Below are 17,692 nucleotides of genomic sequence, written 5' to 3'. Positions count from 1 at the left end.
CAAGCATATGCTCGGAATGTTATTCAATGAGAAGGAATGCAAGGAGCTGGACTATGTTTTGCGCAAAGAGCTGGATGAGATGCTACTGGATATGAGTGACCAGCGTTTAGATCAGAACATTAGGCATGCGATTGCCAATCGATATAAAACAGTTTTCCGTATGTATGCACGATTTGCTCCACAGAAAGAGCTGTCTAAGTATGCGTGGGGTGGACGTTCTTCTCAGTTCAAGCATTAGGTTTGGAGCGGGCTGATAAACGGAATAAATAAAATGAATGGAATAGCTTGACGAAAAGGGAGCCGACATGATACATTATATCTCGCGCTCCTTTTGATTGTTTAAAGAGAAGACGCAGGCAAGAAATAATGAAAAATAATTTTTTCAAAAAAAGCTTGCCAAACAACGTAACACTATGATATATTATGAAGGTCGCCGCTGAGATGCGGTGAAGAGCTAAAACGAGACATTGATCTTTGAAAACTGAACAACGAGTGAGTGGGAAATCACTTCGGTGAGATCCAAAAAAGAGAATGTAAATTCTCGTCAGATGTTTCAAAATGAGCAATCGCTCTTTCTAAATACCAATTTGGAGAGTTTGATCCTGGCTCAGGACGAACGCTGGCGGCGTGCCTAATACATGCAAGTCGAGCGGAGTTTGAAAGGAAGCTTGCTTCCTTTCAAACTTAGCGGCGGACGGGTGAGTAACACGTAGGCAACCTGCCCTCAAGCCTGGGATAACTACCGGAAACGGTAGCTAATACCGGATAATTTCTTTTTTCTCCTGAGGAGAGAATGAAAGGCGGAGCAATCTGCTGCTTGGGGATGGGCCTGCGGCGCATTAGCTAGTTGGTGGGGTAACGGCCCACCAAGGCGACGATGCGTAGCCGACCTGAGAGGGTGAACGGCCACACTGGGACTGAGACACGGCCCAGACTCCTACGGGAGGCAGCAGTAGGGAATCTTCCGCAATGGGCGCAAGCCTGACGGAGCAACGCCGCGTGAGTGATGAAGGTTTTCGGATCGTAAAGCTCTGTTGCCAGGGAAGAACGTCCGGTAGAGTAACTGCTACCGGAGTGACGGTACCTGAGAAGAAAGCCCCGGCTAACTACGTGCCAGCAGCCGCGGTAATACGTAGGGGGCAAGCGTTGTCCGGAATTATTGGGCGTAAAGCGCGCGCAGGCGGTTATTTAAGTCTGGTGTTTAAACCTTGGGCTCAACCTGAGGTCGCACTGGAAACTGGGTGACTTGAGTACAGAAGAGGAAAGTGGAATTCCACGTGTAGCGGTGAAATGCGTAGATATGTGGAGGAACACCAGTGGCGAAGGCGACTTTCTGGGCTGTAACTGACGCTGAGGCGCGAAAGCGTGGGGAGCAAACAGGATTAGATACCCTGGTAGTCCACGCCGTAAACGATGAGTGCTAGGTGTTAGGGGTTTCGATACCCTTGGTGCCGAAGTTAACACAGTAAGCACTCCGCCTGGGGAGTACGGTCGCAAGACTGAAACTCAAAGGAATTGACGGGGACCCGCACAAGCAGTGGAGTATGTGGTTTAATTCGAAGCAACGCGAAGAACCTTACCAGGTCTTGACATCCAACTAACGAAGCAGAGATGCATCAGGTGCCCTTCGGGGAAAGTTGAGACAGGTGGTGCATGGTTGTCGTCAGCTCGTGTCGTGAGATGTTGGGTTAAGTCCCGCAACGAGCGCAACCCTTGACTTTAGTTGCCAGCAGGTTAAGCTGGGCACTCTAGAGTGACTGCCGGTGACAAACCGGAGGAAGGTGGGGATGACGTCAAATCATCATGCCCCTTATGACCTGGGCTACACACGTACTACAATGGCCGGTACAACGGGAAGCGAAGCCGCGAGGTGGAGCCAATCCCAGCAAAGCCGGTCTCAGTTCGGATTGCAGGCTGCAACTCGCCTGCATGAAGTCGGAATTGCTAGTAATCGCGGATCAGCATGCCGCGGTGAATACGTTCCCGGGTCTTGTACACACCGCCCGTCACACCACGAGAGTTTACAACACCCGAAGTCGGTGGGGTAACCCGCAAGGGAGCCAGCCGCCGAAGGTGGGGTAGATGATTGGGGTGAAGTCGTAACAAGGTAGCCGTATCGGAAGGTGCGGCTGGATCACCTCCTTTCTATGGAGAATCGTCTTCTGCAATGAAGACATTCAAATCGGAAGCTTTGCTTCCAAAAAGAACCTTAGGGTTCGGACACTCACTCGTGTTCAGTTTTGAAAGAGCAAGTCTCTTTCGTATGCGTTTGGTGGCGATAGCGGAGGGGTTCCACACGTACCCATCCCGAACACGACCGTTAAGCCCTCCAGCGCCGATGGTACTTGGACCGAAGGGTCCTGGGAGAGTAGGACGCCGCCAAGCGAACAATCAATTCATTGATTGCTTCACTACTGTATGTTTTGTTATATGGGCTTTTAGCTCAGTTGGTTAGAGCGCACCTCTGATAAGGGTGAGGTCGGTGGTTCGAGTCCACCAAGGCCCACCATATAACAATCTTGAATTGAATACCTATTTGGGGCCATAGCTCAGCTGGGAGAGCGCCTGCCTTGCAAGCAGGAGGTCAGCGGTTCGATCCCGCTTGGCTCCACCAATTATTCTTTACAACAGTATATGCAACATCTTGATCCTTGAAAACTGGATACCGAAACGAATTTGCGTTTTAGAATATTCCTTTAAGCTGAACTTGTGTAAACAAGTTTTGAATTAATGGCGATACTAGCGATTTTCCTTAGGGAGAACGCATTGGTTAAGCTACTAAGAGCACACGGAGGATGCCTAGGCGCCAGGAGCCGACGAAGGACGTGGCGAACAACGAAACTGCCTCGGGGAGCTGTAAGCAAGCTTTGATCCGGGGGTGTCCGAATGGGGAAACCCAGCTGTGGTAATTCGCAGTTACTCATTTCTGAATACATAGGAAATGCAGAGGCAGACCAGGGGAACTGAAACATCTAAGTACCCTGAGGAAGAGAAAACAATAGTGATTCCGTCAGTAGCGGCGAGCGAACGCGGAACAGCCTAAACCAAGGGGCTTGCCTCTTGGGGTTGTGGGACGTCTCACATGGAGTTACAAAGGAATATGGTAGGCGAAGAGGTCTGGAAAGGCCCGCGATAGAGGTAAAAGCCCTGTAGCCTAAACTGTGTTCTCTCCGAGACGGATCCCGAGTAGTGCGGGGCACGTGAAACCCCGTATGAATCCAGCAGGACCATCTGCTAAGGCTAAATACTACCTGGCGACCGATAGTGAAACAGTACCGTGAGGGAAAGGTGAAAAGCACCCCGGAAGGGGAGTGAAATAGAACCTGAAACCGTGTGCTTACAAAAAGTCAGAGCCCTCTTTATGGGTGATGGCGTGCCTTTTGTAGAATGAACCGGCGAGTTACGTTTAACATGCAAGGTTAAGGTGAGAAGCCGGAGCCGCAGCGAAAGCGAGTCTGAATAGGGCGACTCAGTATGTGGACGTAGACCCGAAACCGTGTGATCTACCCCTGTCCAGGGTGAAGGTGCGGTAACACGCACTGGAGGCCCGAACCCACGCATGTTGAAAAATGCGGGGATGAGGTGGGGGTAGCGGAGAAATTCCAATCGAACTCGGAGATAGCTGGTTCTCCCCGAAATAGCTTTAGGGCTAGCCTCGGTGAATGGAGTGGTGGAGGTAGAGCACTGATTGGGTGCGGGGCCCGCAAGGGTTACCAAGCTCAGTCAAACTCCGAATGCCATTAACTTCTTGCCGGGAGTCAGACAGTGAGTGCTAAGATCCATTGTCAAAAGGGAAACAGCCCAGACCATCAGCTAAGGTCCCCAAGTGTGTGTTAAGTGGGAAAGGATGTGGAGTTGCACAGACAACCAGGATGTTGGCTTAGAAGCAGCCACCATTGAAAGAGTGCGTAATAGCTCACTGGTCGAGTGACTCTGCGCCGAAAATGTAACGGGGCTAAACACACCACCGAAGCTATGGCTAGATGCTTTGCATCTGGGGTAGGGGAGCGTTGTATGTGGGTTGAAGGTGTACCGTAAGGAGCGCTGGACAGCATACAAGTGAGAATGCCGGTATGAGTAACGAAAAGATCAGTGAGAATCTGATCCGCCGAAAGCCCAAGGTTTCCTGAGGAAGGCTCGTCCGCTCAGGGTAAGTCGGGACCTAAGGCGAGGCCGAAAGGCGTAGTCGAAGGACAACAGTTTGAAATTACTGTACCACCGTAATCCGCTATGAGCGATGGGGTGACGCAGGAGGGTAGTGACGCGGACTGATGGATGTCCGTCTAAGCAGTGAGGCTGGTGTGTAGGCAAATCCGCACACTATTAAGGCCAGGCTGTGATGGGGAGCGAAAATTATAGTAGCGAAGGTCATGATCTCACACTGCCAAGAAAAGCCTCTAGCCAGGAGAAGGTGCCCGTACCGCAAACCGACACAGGTAGGCGAGAAGAGAATTCTAAGGCGCGCGGAAGAACTCTCGTTAAGGAACTCGGCAAAATGACCTCGTAACTTCGGGAGAAGAGGTGCCTCGGTAGGGTGAATAGCCCGAGGGGGCCGCAGTGAAAAGGCCCAAGCGACTGTTTAGCAAAAACACAGGTCTGTGCGAAGCCGTAAGGCGAAGTATACGGGCTGACGCCTGCCCGGTGCTGGAAGGTTAAGGGGAGTGGTTAGGAGCAATCCGAAGCTGTGAACCGAAGCCCCAGTAAACGGCGGCCGTAACTATAACGGTCCTAAGGTAGCGAAATTCCTTGTCAGGTAAATTCTGACCCGCACGAATGGCGTAACGACTTGGGCGCTGTCTCAACGAGAGATCCGGTGAAATTTTAATACCTGTGAAGATGCAGGTTACCCGCGACAAGACGGAAAGACCCCATGGAGCTTTACTGCAGCTTGATATTGAATTTGGGTACGATCTGTACAGGATAGGTGGGAGCCGTAGAGGCAGGAGCGCAAGCTTCTGCGGAGGCGCCGTTGGGATACCACCCTGATCGTATCTAGGTTCTAACCTAGTACCGTAATCCGGTACGGGGACCGTGTCAGGCGGGCAGTTTGACTGGGGCGGTCGCCTCCTAAAGAGTAACGGAGGCGTTCAAAGGTTCCCTCAGAATGGTTGGAAATCATTCGCAGAGTGCAAAGGCATAAGGGAGCTTGACTGCGAGACCTACAAGTCGAGCAGGGACGAAAGTCGGACTTAGTGATCCGGTGGTACCGCATGGAAGGGCCATCGCTCAACGGATAAAAGCTACCCTGGGGATAACAGGCTTATCTCCCCCAAGAGTCCACATCGACGGGGAGGTTTGGCACCTCGATGTCGGCTCATCGCATCCTGGGGCTGAAGTAGGTCCCAAGGGTTGGGCTGTTCGCCCATTAAAGCGGTACGCGAGCTGGGTTCAGAACGTCGTGAGACAGTTCGGTCCCTATCTGTCGTGGGCGCAGGAAATTTGAGAGGAGCTGTCCTTAGTACGAGAGGACCGGGATGGACGTACCGCTGGTGCATCAGTTGTTCCGCCAGGAGCATGGCTGAGTAGCTACGTACGGACGGGATAAGCGCTGAAAGCATCTAAGCGTGAAGCCCCCCTCAAGATGAGATTTCCCAGTATGTAAGACCCCTTGAAGACGACGAGGTAGATAGGTTGGAGGTGGAAGTGCAGCAATGCATGGAGCTGACCAATACTAATCGGTCGAGGGCTTATCCAAATTTCTAACACGCAGATTTGTTTCGGATTCAGTTTTCAGGAATCAATTCCTGAAGCATTTACGCTGTAAATGCCCGTTTGGTGGCGATAGCGGAGGGGTTCCACACGTACCCATCCCGAACACGACCGTTAAGCCCTCCAGCGCCGATGGTACTTGGACCGAAGGGTCCTGGGAGAGTAGGACGTTGCCAAGCGGACAATATTCCCTGATAGCTCAGTTGGTAGAGCACTCGACTGTTAATCGAGTTGTCACAGGTTCGAGTCCTGTTCGGGGAGCCATGCTCTCATAGCTCAGCAGGTAGAGTGCTTCCATGGTAAGGAAGAGGTCACCGGTTCGAATCCGGTTGAGAGCTCCACAAATTTACTACGGCCCGTTGGTCAAGGGGTTAAGACACCTCCCTTTCACGGAGGTAACATGGGTTCGAATCCCATACGGGTCACCATTTTTAATCAGTACCCTTATTAGTCACCATACATATGGAGGCTTAGCTCAGCTGGGAGAGCATCTGCCTTACAAGCAGAGGGTCGGGGGTTCGAACCCCTCAGCCTCCACCATAATGTTCTTGATATTTGAGGGAGATTGTGGGCATTATATAGGTATCTATTGTAGGGGATTCGCCAAGTGGTAAGGCAACGGACTCTGACTCCGTCATCATAGGTTCGAATCCTATATCCCCTGCCAAATATGAGCCATTAGCTCAGTTGGTAGAGCACCTGACTTTTAATCAGGGTGTCGAAGGTTCGAGTCCTTCATGGCTCACTTTTATTGATTTATGCGCGTGTGGCGGAATGGCAGACGCACCAGACTTAGGATCTGGCGTCGTAAGACGTGGGGGTTCAAGTCCCTTCACGCGCACCACTTATTTGCGGACGTGGCTCAGCGGTAGAGCATCGCCTTGCCAAGGCGAGGGTCGCGGGTTCGATTCCCGTCGTCCGCTCCAAATTTTTTGCGCCCTTAGCTCAGCTGGATAGAGCGTTTGACTACGAATCAAAAGGCCGGGAGTTCGAATCTCTCAGGGCGCGCCATTATTCTTTCGAATAGTAACTTGTATTAACGGGATGTAGCTCAGCTTGGTAGAGCACCTGGTTTGGGACCAGGGGGTCGCATGTTCAAATCGTGTCATCCCGATATTTCATTTCACCTGTGCGGGTGTAGTTCAATGGTAGAACTTCAGCCTTCCAAGCTGATAGCGTGGGTTCGATTCCCATCACCCGCTCCATAATAATCTAATAGTTTCGGGATGTAGCTCAGCTTGGTAGAGCACCTGGTTTGGGACCAGGGGGTCGCATGTTCAAATCGTGTCATCCCGATCGAACAGCTTATGGCTGGCAAGCAACTCTTACTGCGGTAAGAGTTTTTTGTTGCGTCATTAAAGGAACATCTGTTCCTTTAATCGTCTAAAAAAAAGACAACCTCAGCCGGGATGCCGATCCTTGCATAATAGCTCTGTAGGGATTCATCCTGCTCAATGGCAGTGCCGACTGATAGCAGCTTAACCGCGAATAAGTTAGCTTGCCGCTCCAGCTTGCCTGGCGAGAAGTAAGAATTCTCCTCCAGAAAGAAACGGTTGACCCCTTTGTGCAGGCGGTCATGCGCGAGTTCATGGGCGCATACGAACCGTTGCCACTCTAGCGGCAGCTGGTTATGAATGACGATGAACCTTCTTCTTAACTTGCGGTAGTAGAGGCCCTTGGTGCCGTCACCCAGATGCATGAACCGGATGTGAATCCCCAGTGCTTCAGCCAGCTCGAAGGGGCTGCTGGTATTGTATTTTTTGACCAAACGCTTGATTAGCTCATCCATATTCTTCACCCGCAGCATGTTAATAGTAGTTGGATCGCCTGGTACTTACTCTTTACCTGGATGGTGCTTGGGCTTAGTCCGCTTGTTCATCTGCTTAGCCTCCCAGAACAGGCCGGTTAATACGTCCTTAATCCGCTGCTTATCTTCCTTGTTCAGGGGAATTCCGTCAAACATCAGCTCACCGTCATCCTCCAGCATTTGGCGGAAGTCCCGCTTATCCTTGCTGGTGGCCCAGGCAGGCACAGCGCCCTCTGAACTGCTCTCATTCTCGGTTAAATAACCGGCATGGCCCATCAGTTCCTCGTAAGACACATCTGTCGCTTCAGCAATTTTACGCAGTGTAGCCGGCTTGGGGACACCCCGTAATCCATTCTCGATCCGTGAGATTTGGGCTCCACTGATACCGGCAAGCGCTGCCAGCTGATTAATGGTCAGTCCCTTTCCTTCCCGAAGCTGTCTCAGATAGTATCCGAATTCCTCTGCCATCGATAACCACTCCTTATCCCTAATCACCTAAAAAGCTGTTGTACTTACTATAAGCTATTTATGCCAAGAGGTAAACAATAAAGAGTCTATTATTGCCAAAAGGTAAGAATAGACATGCATATAGCTTGTTTATGCTCCAAAACGGGCTAAAATGAGGTTTTACTGAATTGGGAGTTAAGTGGTATATTATCAAAAAAAGCGAACACTATACGAACAAGTAGAATTTTAACACATTTGGCCGGAAAGGTCCGCAACAAAGTTCTTAAATCTCTATAACATCTAAGGAGTGGTATAAATGATGATTCTATCTTCGCTGCCGGAGCTTGACCGCCGCCTGACTCAGGTCACTATAGAGAATATGCTGGAGAAGTACCGGATTTTCAAATCTGTAACGTTCGAGGCTAAAGAGGCTGGGATTACTTATTCCTACACGGAACGGTTCCATGGCGCGACCCATACGGTTACCGATCAGACCGCAGCAATTGCCACGCATAATGTAGATGTGCCTGCTGCAAGACGGGCGTACTGTGCTGTGATCGATTCGGTCGTAGAGCGGCTTACCCAGAGGGAACAGCAGCTGGTGCGGGAGAGGTACATGCGCAGAGAGGAGAGCTACGACTATACTATTTATAATCATGTGTTCGATCCTCCGGTGAGCAAGGATACTTATGTGAAAATAAGGTCGAAGGCGTTCTATAAGATGGCGCTGGCGCTTGATGATCTTCAGCTGCTGTCTCTGGCTACGCTCACGAAGACCCCGGCTGGAGGAAATGGAACTAAGGGGCAGAAATCCTTTTGACAAAATGCAACTACCATATATAAATGAGATGGCCGTATTGCCCCTGGGGTGATGCGGCTTTTTTGTTGAACGGGGAGCACCATTTATCATCCCTTGTACCACCGGAAGTTATCGTTAACTCATCTGTAATAGCGCCTGCGCAAGGTCTCAGGGGGGCTATGATTATAACATGGCAAATGAAGCAGAAGGACACCGCAGGAGCATAAATGCTCCACATCATCGAAGCCTAAGGCAGGCTGGCAGACAAGCGCGGTGAAAGCTCCTTCGGTCATTGCCGGGTACAAGACGGGTCCAATTCTTCCTGAATCGAATCCGTGGGTGACTTCAAGAAAGGCAGGAGGGATTACCACATCTAATCATGAGAGGAATGAAATCATGACGGTACAACAACTGCGGGGAAATATCACTGCTGCGCTGGTGCAGTTTTTCCCGGATATTCCTGTCTATGTGGAAGGGGATAAGCCGCAGTCAGCCTACTTCAGGCTGGAGCTGCTCTCTGCAACCTACGACAGGCAGCGTGAAGGCAGATACATGGCGATCTACCGCTTCGGTATACGCTATGAACAAGGCAATCTGCTGGATGCAGAGACTGTGGCTGACGGGCTCTGTGAGGCGCTGGACGCAAGAGAAAGTGTTAATCCCGCTTATCGGGTGGTGCGCCAGTCCTGGGTGGCCGGAGCAGAGGGACGGGGGGCGCTGTTCACCGTGGACTATATGCTCTATCTCCAGAAGCAGAAGCAGCCGGAGGAAGAGGCAGAGCTGATGGGACATTTCACAGAAGGGACGCGGCTGAAATGAGTTCTAAGGAAATGACGCAAAGTGAACAGGGACGCGGGAGCGGGGGGCCGGATGCTTTTGGAAAGAAGCAGATGATGAACTCCGCTCTGTTTGGGCCTAAGGAAAAGGATGTACTGGAGGTAGTTCTGCAAGAGGACGGGAGCTACACCTTGGAAGAGGCTAAGCATTTAATGGAGCAGTATCTAAATAAGGAGGTTATCTAATGGCTGGAGGAACATGGACAACACAAAACAAGGTGCGTCCGGGGGTATACGTAAATGTGGCCTCGAACGGCATTGTGGCAGGTAAAATGGGGGAACGCGGTACAGCTGCTTTGGCGCTTGCACTGCCTTGGGGGCCTGCGGGCGTCATTCTGAAGCTTACGGCTCAGGACGATTTCCAGCAAAAGCTGGGCTACGATCTGACGGCTGCAGAGCTGCTGCCGGTGAGAGAGGTACTGAAGCGGACGGGCACACTGCTGCTCTACCGTCTGAATCAGGGTGTGAAGGCAGCTGTGACCAATAATGGAGTTCAGGCGACTGCGCTGTATGGCGGGGAACGCGGGAATGCGCTTAAGGTAGTGATCGAGAAAAATATCGATGACAGCACTCAGTTCGATGTACGGACGCTGCTTGAGGGTAGTGAAGTGGACAAGCAGACGGTAAGTGCTGCTGCCGGTCTGGTTGCGAACGCTTATGTAGAATTTAAGCCGAATGAATCTGGTGCGCTGACGGTGAGCGCTGGACTGCCGCTGGCAGGCGGGGCGAATGGTACGGTGACGAATGCGGAGCATAGTGCGTTCTTGTCGGCGCTGGAGGTTCAGGATTTCCAGACGGTAGGTCTGGTATCGCAGGATAACACGCTGAAGTCGCTATATAGCGCCTATGTGAAGCGTCTGCGTAACACGGAAGGCAAGAAGGTGCAGGCGGTCTTGTCCGATTACGCTACGGCTGATCATGAAGGCATCATCAGTGTGGCGAACGGCGTCATTCTGAGTGATGGAACGGTAGTGGATAAAGCGCATGCCGTGGCTTGGGTTGCGGGGGCAACTGCCGCTGCCGCTGTGAACGAATCCCTGACTTATCAGGCCTATGACGATGCTGTAGATGCGGATGTGCGTTTCAGTCATTCCGAGACTGTAGAAGCACTTACAGACGGAGAGCTGTTGTTCACCTATAGCGGAGGCCGGGCAGTAGTGGAGCAGGACATTAACACGTTCACCTCCTTCTCCACAGACAAAGGCAAGGCCTTCTCCAAGAACCGCGTGTTGCGTGTGCTGGATGGGATTGCTGGTGATTTGAAGCGGATTTTTGAGAGCTACTTCATTGGCAAATTGCCGAATAATGAGGACGGGCGCGCGCTCTTCTGGTCGCAGTGCGTCACTTATATGAATGATCTGCAGAACCTCGGGGCGATTGAGAACTTCAATGCACAGAGCGACATTGTGGTGACTTCTGGAGCGGACAGTGACAGCGTAGTGCTGGAGGTAGCTGTGAAGCCGGTAGATTCCGTAGAAAAAGTATATATGAAAGTGAAGGTGGTCTAAGATGACATTCTTGAGAGCCAGCGATACGCTGTCCGGCCAGGAGGGCCGGGCGTATGCCATGATTAACGGAAAGACGGAAGAGATGTTCTATGTCAAAACCCTGGAAGCCACTGTTGAGAAGCAGAAGGCGGAAGTGAAGACGCTGGGACGCCGCGGGGTGCAGCATAAGGCGACCGGCTGGTCGGGCAGCGGTACGATGACGATTTTCTATATGACGAGCCGTTTCCGCCAGATGATGCTGGAGTACATGAAGACAGGGATTGACCAATACTTCAACATTAACGTGACCAATGAAGATCCGTCCTCAACCGTGGGCGCCCAGCGCATCATGCTGAAGGATGTCAATCTGGACAGCGTTATTATGGCTTCGCTGGATACGGAGTCGGATGCGCTGGAGGAAGAGGTTGCTTTTACCTTCGAAGATGTGGAATTGGTGCAGCCCTTCGCGGCTCCGGCGAATTCCGGCCAATAAAGCATAAGCAGACAATCCGCAGGTTGTAAAAGAGTAAATGAATGAATAGGTTCGGGGGCTCCCGCAAAGTATCTGGAGGATCATTGAAGCCATAGCTGCTGTGCGGCGGTATTCTGCGGAGGGCCTCTTCGCTGCCCTAACACAATAAGAATCCGGGAGGAACAACATGAGTGAATTAAGCTTGTTTTTTGCGCAAAATGCGGCTTGTGATACAACAGAGGAATTCGCGGTCTCGCTGCGGTTCAAGGACAAGGAAGGTAACCCTGCCGTCTGGAAGCTGCGCAGTATGAATGAGGAAGAGAACCAGGAATGCCGTAAGGCAGCTACCCGCAAGGTCAAAGGAAAGAACGGCACCTACACTACGGACATCGATCCCAATGAATATATGGCGAAGCTGATGACGGCAAGCATTGTGCATCCGGATCTGAAGAATACGGAGCTTCAACGCTCCTACGGGGTGATGGGTGCCGAATCGCTGCTGCGCAAAATGCTGCTGCCCGGAGAATTCGCTGCGCTTGGGGAACGTGTACAGGCCCTGAACGGCTTCGCCACAGACATGAATGAGCTGGTAGATGACGTAAAAAACTAATCAACGAGGGCGATGGTGAGGCTAATCTGGCCTACTACGCCCTCCATGAGCTGCATATTCTGCCGCATGAGCTGATGAAGCTCTCCATCCGCGAACGCGCGGCGATCTATGCCATGATCTCCGTACGCGTGGACAAGGAGAAGCGGGAGCGCGCGCGGAGCAAGGGGAAGAAACGATGAAGGGGGTGAAAGAATGGAAATTACAAGTACAGCGCTGGTTCCCGTAACTGCACTAACCGTCTGGCAAAATGTAAACTCACAGTGGGACCGGCTGAACCAGAATTTCAACCGGGCCAGCCACTCGCTTAGTGGTCTGCAGCAGATCCTGGAGCGGGTGTATGAAGAGAAGAACAAGTCTTTCATGGAAGGATTCATGCAGTCGCAGGAAGCAGCCAGACGCCTGTCAGAGGAAGGTGCTTCGTCACGATCCCGCCGCTCTGCTGACAGTTCGGATGGCGATGGTCCGGATGATAATGATGTCCGGGATGCCAAAAACGGGTTCATGGGAAAAGTGCAAAAAATAATGAAGGCGCTGGATGTCAGCGGGTTCGAGTTAATCACATACGTGGGTGAAAAAGCAGTAGGGTATATTTTGGACAAGAAGAAGGAAAAGGCGGAAGACAAGGAAAAAGAAAAGGCTGAGAAGGAGAAAAAAGCAGCGGAGCCCGGATTCCTCTCCAAAGCAAAGGATTCATTAGGCGCACTGGACCTTGGGAGCGTATTTGATAAGGTGAAAGAACTGGGCACGAAGGCAGTAGTAGCCAATGCCTCTGACAAAGATAAGGAAAAATGGGGCAAGCTGCAAGGCAACATGGACAACGCAGTTGAATTGATGGGTCAAAAAGCGATTGTTGCGTTGCGTCCGATTCTGGATACCTTGAACAATGCGTTTCAGTCTGAAGGAATGACTACGGCTCTAAATCTGATAGCGAACGGCTTCTTGGTCATTGCTACGGTGATTAGCGAAGTGGTGGACGGCATCATGTATATGTTCACAGCCTTTCAGGAGAACTGGGATGTTGTAGGGCCGATCCTTGCGGCCATTGCCATTGTCTTCATAGCGGCGATGATTGTGCAGTTGTATAGTCTTGCTGCTGCGTGGCTTGTAGGCATGTGGCCGATCCTTTTAATTGTTGCTGCTGTAGCGCTGCTAATTTACATTTTGCAGCAAGCGGGAGTATCCGTAGACGCGGTAGTGGCTTTTATCGGGGGAGCGTTTGGCTGGCTGAGGGCAACCATAGAGAATTTTGTAATCGGTCTGTACAATAACTTTGTCTCCTTTGCAGACTTCTTCCGTAACTTGTTTATTGATCCGACGTATGCGGTGCAAAAGCTGTTTTATGACCTGGCTACGAACTTCCTGGGCTTCATGTATCAAATGGCATTAGGTGTTGAAAGCTTTGCAGGCGGGTTCGTCAAAGCCATAGCTGAAGGTATAAACTTCGTGCTTAGAGGAGTTCAAACGCTGGCAGGATGGTTAAGCAAAGTTCCAGGCTTTGAATTCTTGGCTGATTTCAAGCCTAACTTCCTGGAGACGGAGAACCCGCATGTCTTCAGTGATATGATCAAGAACGTTCAAGGCACGCTGGTAGAACCTAAATCGACTAAGGATGTATACAATACACCGAAGAAGGAATTCGTAGATGCCTCCAAGAGTGTGGAGGAATACAAGGGTAAAGTACAGGATCTCGTTACTAAATTTAATACCAAGCTGGAGCCAGCCAAGCAAAAGGAGGATACTTCTCCAAATACTGCCCAGACCGCTGCCACGAACATGAATAATATCGGCAAGGTGGGCGAGGTAGGCAAGATCAAAGAAAAGGTCGATATCTCCAGTGATGATCTGGATATGCTGCGGGAGCTGGCGGAGATTCAGTCGATACAGAATTTTGTCGAGCTGACGCCAACGGTGCAGGTAACAACCGGAAACATTAATAATTCTGGCGATATTGACTCCATTATCACGAAGATTGGGCAGAAGCTGAAAGAGGAGTTCGTCTCTACAGCGCAGGGGGTGTACACGTAAGATGGAGGAGTATGGATTCTATCTTAGCTTCAATAATTATGAAGAGGTGATCCGGCTTCCGGTGAACCCTGAGACGCTGGAGATCAAGGAGAACAGCGATGGCAAAAGCTATACGATCGTGGATTTTGGTGAAATCAACGCGATTGCTTATCCGAAGCTGACGGAGATTACGATTGAGAGTATGTTCCCGGCACAGTATTATCCGTTCGTGGTGTATTCCGGCGAGAATGCCGGCAAGCTGCTGAGGCCCTATGAGTATGTAGAGCTGATCCGTAAATGGATGCTCAGCCGCAGGCCGGTCCGGTTTGTTTTTTCAGGGCTGAAGTCGGCGAACGTGCAGAATATGCAAACCCCAGATTGGCTGAGGCAGGCCAGGACGCAGGCGCAGCAGACTTTTACCGGGGATATTGGCATTAATATGGCGGTCAGTATTGAGAACTTCTCCTGGAAGCTGAGTGCAGGGTCCTCGGGGGATATCGATTATACACTTGGACTCAAAAAGTATGTGTTCTATCAGGCGTTAGCTGTGAAGGTGGGCAGCACCGGTGAAGTGAAGAAGCAGCAGAAACGGGCAAGCGAGAAGGCAGTGCCTGCTACCTATACGCTCAAAGCCGGGGATACGCTCTGGTCGGTGGCCCAAAAGCTGCTCGGTGACGGCAGTAAATCCAAAACGCTGCAGAAGCTTAACAATATCTCGGACAGCGAACTGAAGAAGCTCAAAATTGGCCGAGTGATCAAGCTGTCTTAGGAGGCCGTGGCGATGGAATTAATCATAATTAATAAGGAAGGCGCCATCTGGAATATTGCCGGAATCGTTACGGATATCACGTGGAAAACAACCCGGACCGGCAAGCCTGCGACGCTTGAGCTTACCCTGGTGGACAGCGGGATCTATCAGCATAAGAAGTTCGCGATCAGCAACGGGGATATTGTGCAGTTCCGCAGAGACGGAGTCGATGTATTCTACGGCTTCGTCTTCAGCATTGACACGGGTGCGAATCAGGAGATCAAGCTGACGGCGTACGATCAGATCCGCTATCTGCTGGGCAATGGCAGTTATGTGCTTCAGGATGTTACTGCGGCTGAGGTCATCAGTACCATTGCCAAAGACCGCGGCTTGCGGCTTGGATTACTGGAACCGGCGGAGTACAAGATCCCCTCGCTGATCGAAGACGGCAAGAAGCTGCTCGATATTATTATGGGTGCGGTCGGCAGTGAACTGCAGTATAAGGGCCAGCTGATGGCCTTCTATGATGATTACGGCAAGCTGACGCTGCGCAGTCCGCAGTCCATGCTGCTGAAGGTGATTCTGGGGGCAGGCCATTACTTGTATGATTATTCGCTGAAAAGAAGCATCGACGATAATACGTACAATACGATTCTGCTCTACCAGGACAACGAAAAAACCGGCAAACGCGAGTTCTATCCGGTCACGGATCAGGAAAATGTAAAGCGCTGGGGTATCCTGCATCTCTACCAGAAGGCGGACGATAAGGCGAATGCTGCGCAGATTCAGGAAAAGGCAGGCAATCTGCTCAAGCAGCATAACCGCGAGAAGGTCAGTCTCTCCGTGCAGGCTATTGGCGATATACGGGTGAGGGCGGGAAACTTCATTTATGTGCTGCTGGATGAATTCCAGACACAGCTGTTTCTGGTGGATCAATGCAGCCATAAAATTTCCGGAGGGGAGCATACGATGTCCCTAGACATTAAGGTGGTGTAGACAACATGCTCGATATTATTAAACAGGCAAGCCTCGGGGCCGTATCGAATACGAATCCGGTGGCTTTTTCCTATGGGACGGTGGTTCTGGCACAGCCGCTGCAGATTCAGGTGGAGCAGCGGCTGCTGCTGACGGGAGCCGCATTGGTTGTGGTTGAATCCGTGATGGAGAGCAAGGCTGTGATCGAGGGCCGGGAGATTCTGCTGCGCCGTGGACTTGAAGCGGGAGACCGCGTGCTGCTTGTGAGGATGCAAGGCGGACAGAGCTATATTGTCCTCGATCGGCTGGTGGACCTATGATTCCGGCAATAGGCAGATCCGGTCCGGTGACGGGAGCTCTGGAAGGGAATGTGACCGCTCCGGGGAATGCCCCGAGTCTGACGTACCGGATGGACTGGGAGCACGGGCGGATCGGCGGGCGGGTAGACGGGCTTGAAGCGGTGAAGCAGGCAGCAATCAAGGTACTGCAAACCAGCCGTTATGAGCACCTGATCTATAGCGCGGACTACGGAACGGAGTGGAAGCTGGTGCTGGGTCAGGACAGGCTGCTGGCCCGGCCGGAGCTGCGCCGCCTGATCAGCGATGCGCTGCTTCAAGATGAGCGGATTCTGGCGCTTGAGGATGTGGAGATTCTTTTTGAAGGAGATACGGTTAGCTTCAGCTGCATCGCTGTCACAGTATACGGTGATTTGGAGCTTAGAAAGGAGGGAATGGCCAGTGTATGAGGATCAGACATACGAGGCTCTGCTGGAACGTATGCTGGATAGGGTTCCAGAGGGGCTGGATAAGCGCGAGGGAAGTATTATCTATGATGCGCTTGCGCCGGCAGCGGCTGAAATGGCCCAGATGTATCTTGAGCTTGAGGTCAGTAATAATCTGTTCTTCCCGGATACGGCGGACGGCGAATATCTGGAACGAACCATTGCCTGGACAGGGCTGAAGCGTCATCCCGCAGGCAAAGCGCAGCTTGGCGCGAGGTTCTATACCAGCGGCGAACAGCCTCTGGACATTCCGCTGGGCAGCCGCTTCTCCCTGGGACTGCTTCATTATAGTGCGGCAGAGAAGCTGGCTCCCGGGACGTACCGCATGGAGAGCGAGACCGCCGGGGCGGAGGGGAATCAGTATTTAGGCGCGCTGCTGCCGATTGATTATATCCCGGGACTGGCGCGGGGGGAGATTACGGGCCTGCTGGTTCCCGGCACGGATGCGGAGACGGATGAAGCACTGCGTCAGCGGTACTTCGATTCGGCCCGGCGGCCTGCAACGAGCGGCAATAAATATCATTATATGGAGTGGGCGCAGCAGATTCAGGGCGTAGGGGGAGCGCGGGTCTTCCCGCTGTGGGCCGGACCGAAGACAGTCAAGGTGGTCATTGTGAATGCGGAGCATCAGCCCGCCTCCCCGCTGCTGGTCTCTCAGGTGCAGCAGTTCATCGATCCTGCGCCGGGTCTTGGCGAGGGCCAGGCTCCGGTGGGGGCGGTGGTGACGGTGGAATCGGCCACGGGCCGCACAATCAGCGTGACCGCGAAGGTCAAGTTGGCGGCAGGCTATGCGCTGCAGTCGGTTATTCAAGCTTTTACCGCGCTCCTGGAGAAGTATCGTAAGGAGAAGGCTTTTGCCGCTACCTATATCAGTCAATCGGTCATTGGCGCATTGCTGCTGAATACGGAGGGCGTAGTGGACTATAGCGGGCTGAAGCTGAACGGCGGGACGGCAAATATCCCTCTGCTGGAGACAGAAGTGCCGCTGTTCGGCAATGTCGTACTGGAGGTGTAGGC

At 52.0% G+C, this 17,692-nt stretch carries 15 protein-coding genes, 14 tRNA genes and 4 rRNA genes; 31 read left to right on the top strand and 2 right to left on the bottom strand.

Annotation, left to right across the window (positions count from 1 at the left end; translation table 11 throughout):
* The first annotated feature begins 7 nt into the window (after positions 1–7).
* The 19 genes from NYE24_RS16140 (at position 8) to NYE24_RS16050 (ending at position 7,005) form a co-directional block, all read left to right on the top strand.
* Positions 8–238 (top strand): hypothetical protein, encoded by a 231-nt coding sequence (locus tag NYE24_RS16140; protein ID WP_036692450.1) that lies wholly within the window; start codon positions 8–10, stop codon positions 236–238.
* A gap of 346 nt (positions 239–584) precedes the next feature.
* Positions 585–2,145, top strand: a 16S ribosomal RNA gene (locus tag NYE24_RS16135).
* A 123-nt stretch (positions 2,146–2,268) separates the two neighbouring features.
* Positions 2,269–2,385 (top strand): 5S ribosomal RNA (gene rrf, locus NYE24_RS16130).
* A gap of 47 nt (positions 2,386–2,432) precedes the next feature.
* Positions 2,433–2,509, top strand: a tRNA-Ile gene (locus NYE24_RS16125).
* Positions 2,510–2,538: 29 nt separating this feature from the next.
* A tRNA-Ala gene (locus NYE24_RS16120) sits at positions 2,539–2,614 on the top strand.
* Between the two features lie 154 nt (positions 2,615–2,768).
* Positions 2,769–5,695: ribosomal RNA gene (locus NYE24_RS16115) — 23S ribosomal RNA — on the top strand.
* Positions 5,696–5,771: 76 nt separating this feature from the next.
* Positions 5,772–5,888: ribosomal RNA gene (gene rrf, locus NYE24_RS16110) — 5S ribosomal RNA — on the top strand.
* The 16S, 23S and 5S rRNA genes sit together here with 14 tRNA genes alongside, the layout of an rRNA operon.
* Before the next feature lie 9 nt (positions 5,889–5,897).
* Positions 5,898–5,973: transfer RNA gene (locus tag NYE24_RS16105), tRNA-Asn, on the top strand.
* 1 nt (position 5,974) lies between these two features.
* Positions 5,975–6,050 (top strand) — tRNA-Thr (locus NYE24_RS16100).
* A gap of 12 nt (positions 6,051–6,062) precedes the next feature.
* Positions 6,063–6,137, top strand: a tRNA-Glu gene (locus tag NYE24_RS16095).
* A 36-nt stretch (positions 6,138–6,173) separates the two neighbouring features.
* Positions 6,174–6,249 (top strand) — tRNA-Val (locus NYE24_RS16090).
* A 53-nt stretch (positions 6,250–6,302) separates the two neighbouring features.
* A tRNA-Gln gene (locus tag NYE24_RS16085) sits at positions 6,303–6,376 on the top strand.
* Positions 6,377–6,381: 5 nt separating this feature from the next.
* Positions 6,382–6,454, top strand: a tRNA-Lys gene (locus NYE24_RS16080).
* Between the two features lie 15 nt (positions 6,455–6,469).
* A tRNA-Leu gene (locus tag NYE24_RS16075) sits at positions 6,470–6,553 on the top strand.
* Between the two features lie 7 nt (positions 6,554–6,560).
* Positions 6,561–6,635, top strand: a tRNA-Gly gene (locus NYE24_RS16070).
* Between the two features lie 8 nt (positions 6,636–6,643).
* A tRNA-Arg gene (locus NYE24_RS16065) sits at positions 6,644–6,720 on the top strand.
* A 29-nt stretch (positions 6,721–6,749) separates the two neighbouring features.
* A tRNA-Pro gene (locus NYE24_RS16060) sits at positions 6,750–6,823 on the top strand.
* Positions 6,824–6,840: 17 nt separating this feature from the next.
* Positions 6,841–6,914, top strand: a tRNA-Gly gene (locus tag NYE24_RS16055).
* Positions 6,915–6,931: 17 nt separating this feature from the next.
* Positions 6,932–7,005, top strand: a tRNA-Pro gene (locus NYE24_RS16050).
* 79 nt (positions 7,006–7,084) lie between these two features.
* Here NYE24_RS16050 and NYE24_RS16045 read toward each other — a convergent pair.
* Positions 7,085–7,498, bottom strand: a complete 414-nt coding sequence (locus tag NYE24_RS16045; RefSeq protein ID WP_036696270.1) for an ImmA/IrrE family metallo-endopeptidase — start codon at positions 7,496–7,498, stop codon at positions 7,085–7,087.
* A gap of 45 nt (positions 7,499–7,543) precedes the next feature.
* Positions 7,544–7,984: a helix-turn-helix domain-containing protein gene (locus tag NYE24_RS16040; protein WP_341027214.1), complete on the bottom strand. Its 441-nt coding sequence runs from the start codon at positions 7,982–7,984 to the stop codon at positions 7,544–7,546.
* A 301-nt stretch (positions 7,985–8,285) separates the two neighbouring features.
* On the opposite strand from NYE24_RS16040, the gene NYE24_RS16035 reads away from it, so the two are divergent.
* The 12 genes from NYE24_RS16035 (at position 8,286) to NYE24_RS15980 (ending at position 17,690) form a co-directional block, all read left to right on the top strand.
* A complete protein-coding gene (locus NYE24_RS16035) occupies positions 8,286–8,783 on the top strand; it encodes an ArpU family phage packaging/lysis transcriptional regulator (protein WP_342479245.1) in 498 nt (165 codons plus the stop codon).
* 375 nt (positions 8,784–9,158) lie between these two features.
* Positions 9,159–9,581 (top strand): DUF6838 family protein, encoded by a 423-nt coding sequence (locus NYE24_RS16030; RefSeq protein WP_036696201.1) that lies wholly within the window; start codon positions 9,159–9,161, stop codon positions 9,579–9,581.
* Entirely contained in the window at positions 9,578–9,784 is a 207-nt protein-coding gene (locus NYE24_RS16025; RefSeq protein ID WP_036696204.1) for a hypothetical protein, read from the top strand. Before NYE24_RS16030 ends, NYE24_RS16025 begins: the two co-directional genes overlap by 4 nt.
* A complete protein-coding gene (locus NYE24_RS16020) occupies positions 9,784–11,106 on the top strand; it encodes a phage tail sheath family protein (protein ID WP_036696206.1) in 1,323 nt (440 codons plus the stop codon). The genes NYE24_RS16025 and NYE24_RS16020 overlap by 1 nt, the downstream gene beginning before the upstream one ends.
* A 1-nt stretch (position 11,107) precedes the next feature.
* Positions 11,108–11,578 carry a phage tail tube protein gene (locus tag NYE24_RS16015; protein WP_036696208.1) on the top strand — a complete coding sequence of 157 codons (471 nt, stop codon included), beginning with the start codon at positions 11,108–11,110 and terminating at the stop codon, positions 11,576–11,578.
* Positions 11,579–11,744: 166 nt separating this feature from the next.
* Entirely contained in the window at positions 11,745–12,167 is a 423-nt protein-coding gene (locus tag NYE24_RS16010) for a phage portal protein (protein WP_036696211.1), read from the top strand.
* A gap of 192 nt (positions 12,168–12,359) precedes the next feature.
* Positions 12,360–14,192 carry a hypothetical protein gene (locus NYE24_RS16005; protein WP_341027212.1) on the top strand — a complete coding sequence of 611 codons (1,833 nt, stop codon included), beginning with the start codon at positions 12,360–12,362 and terminating at the stop codon, positions 14,190–14,192.
* Position 14,193: 1 nt separating this feature from the next.
* Positions 14,194–14,940 carry a LysM domain-containing protein gene (locus NYE24_RS16000; RefSeq protein ID WP_342479096.1) on the top strand — a complete coding sequence of 249 codons (747 nt, stop codon included), beginning with the start codon at positions 14,194–14,196 and terminating at the stop codon, positions 14,938–14,940.
* Between the two features lie 12 nt (positions 14,941–14,952).
* On the top strand, positions 14,953–15,915 hold the full coding sequence (locus NYE24_RS15995; protein WP_342479095.1) for a hypothetical protein: 963 nt from the start codon (positions 14,953–14,955) through the stop codon (positions 15,913–15,915).
* Between the two features lie 5 nt (positions 15,916–15,920).
* The gene (locus NYE24_RS15990; protein WP_036696221.1) at positions 15,921–16,214 is read left to right on the top strand and encodes a DUF2577 domain-containing protein; all 294 of its coding nucleotides are present in this window, start codon (positions 15,921–15,923) and stop codon (positions 16,212–16,214) included.
* Entirely contained in the window at positions 16,211–16,639 is a 429-nt protein-coding gene (locus NYE24_RS15985) for a DUF2634 domain-containing protein (RefSeq protein ID WP_342479094.1), read from the top strand. Before NYE24_RS15990 ends, NYE24_RS15985 begins: the two co-directional genes overlap by 4 nt.
* Positions 16,632–17,690 carry a baseplate J/gp47 family protein gene (locus NYE24_RS15980; RefSeq protein WP_342479093.1) on the top strand — a complete coding sequence of 353 codons (1,059 nt, stop codon included), beginning with the start codon at positions 16,632–16,634 and terminating at the stop codon, positions 17,688–17,690. Before NYE24_RS15985 ends, NYE24_RS15980 begins: the two co-directional genes overlap by 8 nt.
* Positions 17,691–17,692: the final 2 nt, after the last annotated feature.

Origin of the sequence: Paenibacillus sp. FSL H7-0350 (assembly GCF_038593195.1) — a bacterium.
Classification (GTDB): Bacteria; Bacillota; Bacilli; order Paenibacillales; family Paenibacillaceae; genus Paenibacillus_AQ.
The sequence above is the reverse complement of the archived record's forward strand: the minus strand, read 5'-3'. Positions and strand labels throughout refer to the sequence as shown.

Coding starts and splice junctions, on each gene's coding strand:
- NYE24_RS16030 (WP_036696201.1), top strand. CDS start 9,159: ATGACGGTACAACAACTGCGGGGAAATATCACTGCTGCGCTGGTGCAG.
- NYE24_RS16140 (WP_036692450.1), top strand. CDS start 8: ATGCTCGGAATGTTATTCAATGAGAAGGAATGCAAGGAGCTGGACTAT.
- NYE24_RS15985 (WP_342479094.1), top strand. CDS start 16,211: ATGATTCCGGCAATAGGCAGATCCGGTCCGGTGACGGGAGCTCTGGAA.
- NYE24_RS16010 (WP_036696211.1), top strand. CDS start 11,745: ATGAGTGAATTAAGCTTGTTTTTTGCGCAAAATGCGGCTTGTGATACA.
- NYE24_RS16045 (WP_036696270.1), bottom strand. CDS start 7,498: ATGGATGAGCTAATCAAGCGTTTGGTCAAAAAATACAATACCAGCAGC.
- NYE24_RS16015 (WP_036696208.1), top strand. CDS start 11,108: ATGACATTCTTGAGAGCCAGCGATACGCTGTCCGGCCAGGAGGGCCGG.
- NYE24_RS16025 (WP_036696204.1), top strand. CDS start 9,578: ATGAGTTCTAAGGAAATGACGCAAAGTGAACAGGGACGCGGGAGCGGG.
- NYE24_RS16040 (WP_341027214.1), bottom strand. CDS start 7,984: ATGGCAGAGGAATTCGGATACTATCTGAGACAGCTTCGGGAAGGAAAG.
- NYE24_RS16020 (WP_036696206.1), top strand. CDS start 9,784: ATGGCTGGAGGAACATGGACAACACAAAACAAGGTGCGTCCGGGGGTA.
- NYE24_RS16000 (WP_342479096.1), top strand. CDS start 14,194: ATGGAGGAGTATGGATTCTATCTTAGCTTCAATAATTATGAAGAGGTG.
- NYE24_RS16005 (WP_341027212.1), top strand. CDS start 12,360: ATGGAAATTACAAGTACAGCGCTGGTTCCCGTAACTGCACTAACCGTC.
- NYE24_RS15990 (WP_036696221.1), top strand. CDS start 15,921: ATGCTCGATATTATTAAACAGGCAAGCCTCGGGGCCGTATCGAATACG.
- NYE24_RS15995 (WP_342479095.1), top strand. CDS start 14,953: ATGGAATTAATCATAATTAATAAGGAAGGCGCCATCTGGAATATTGCC.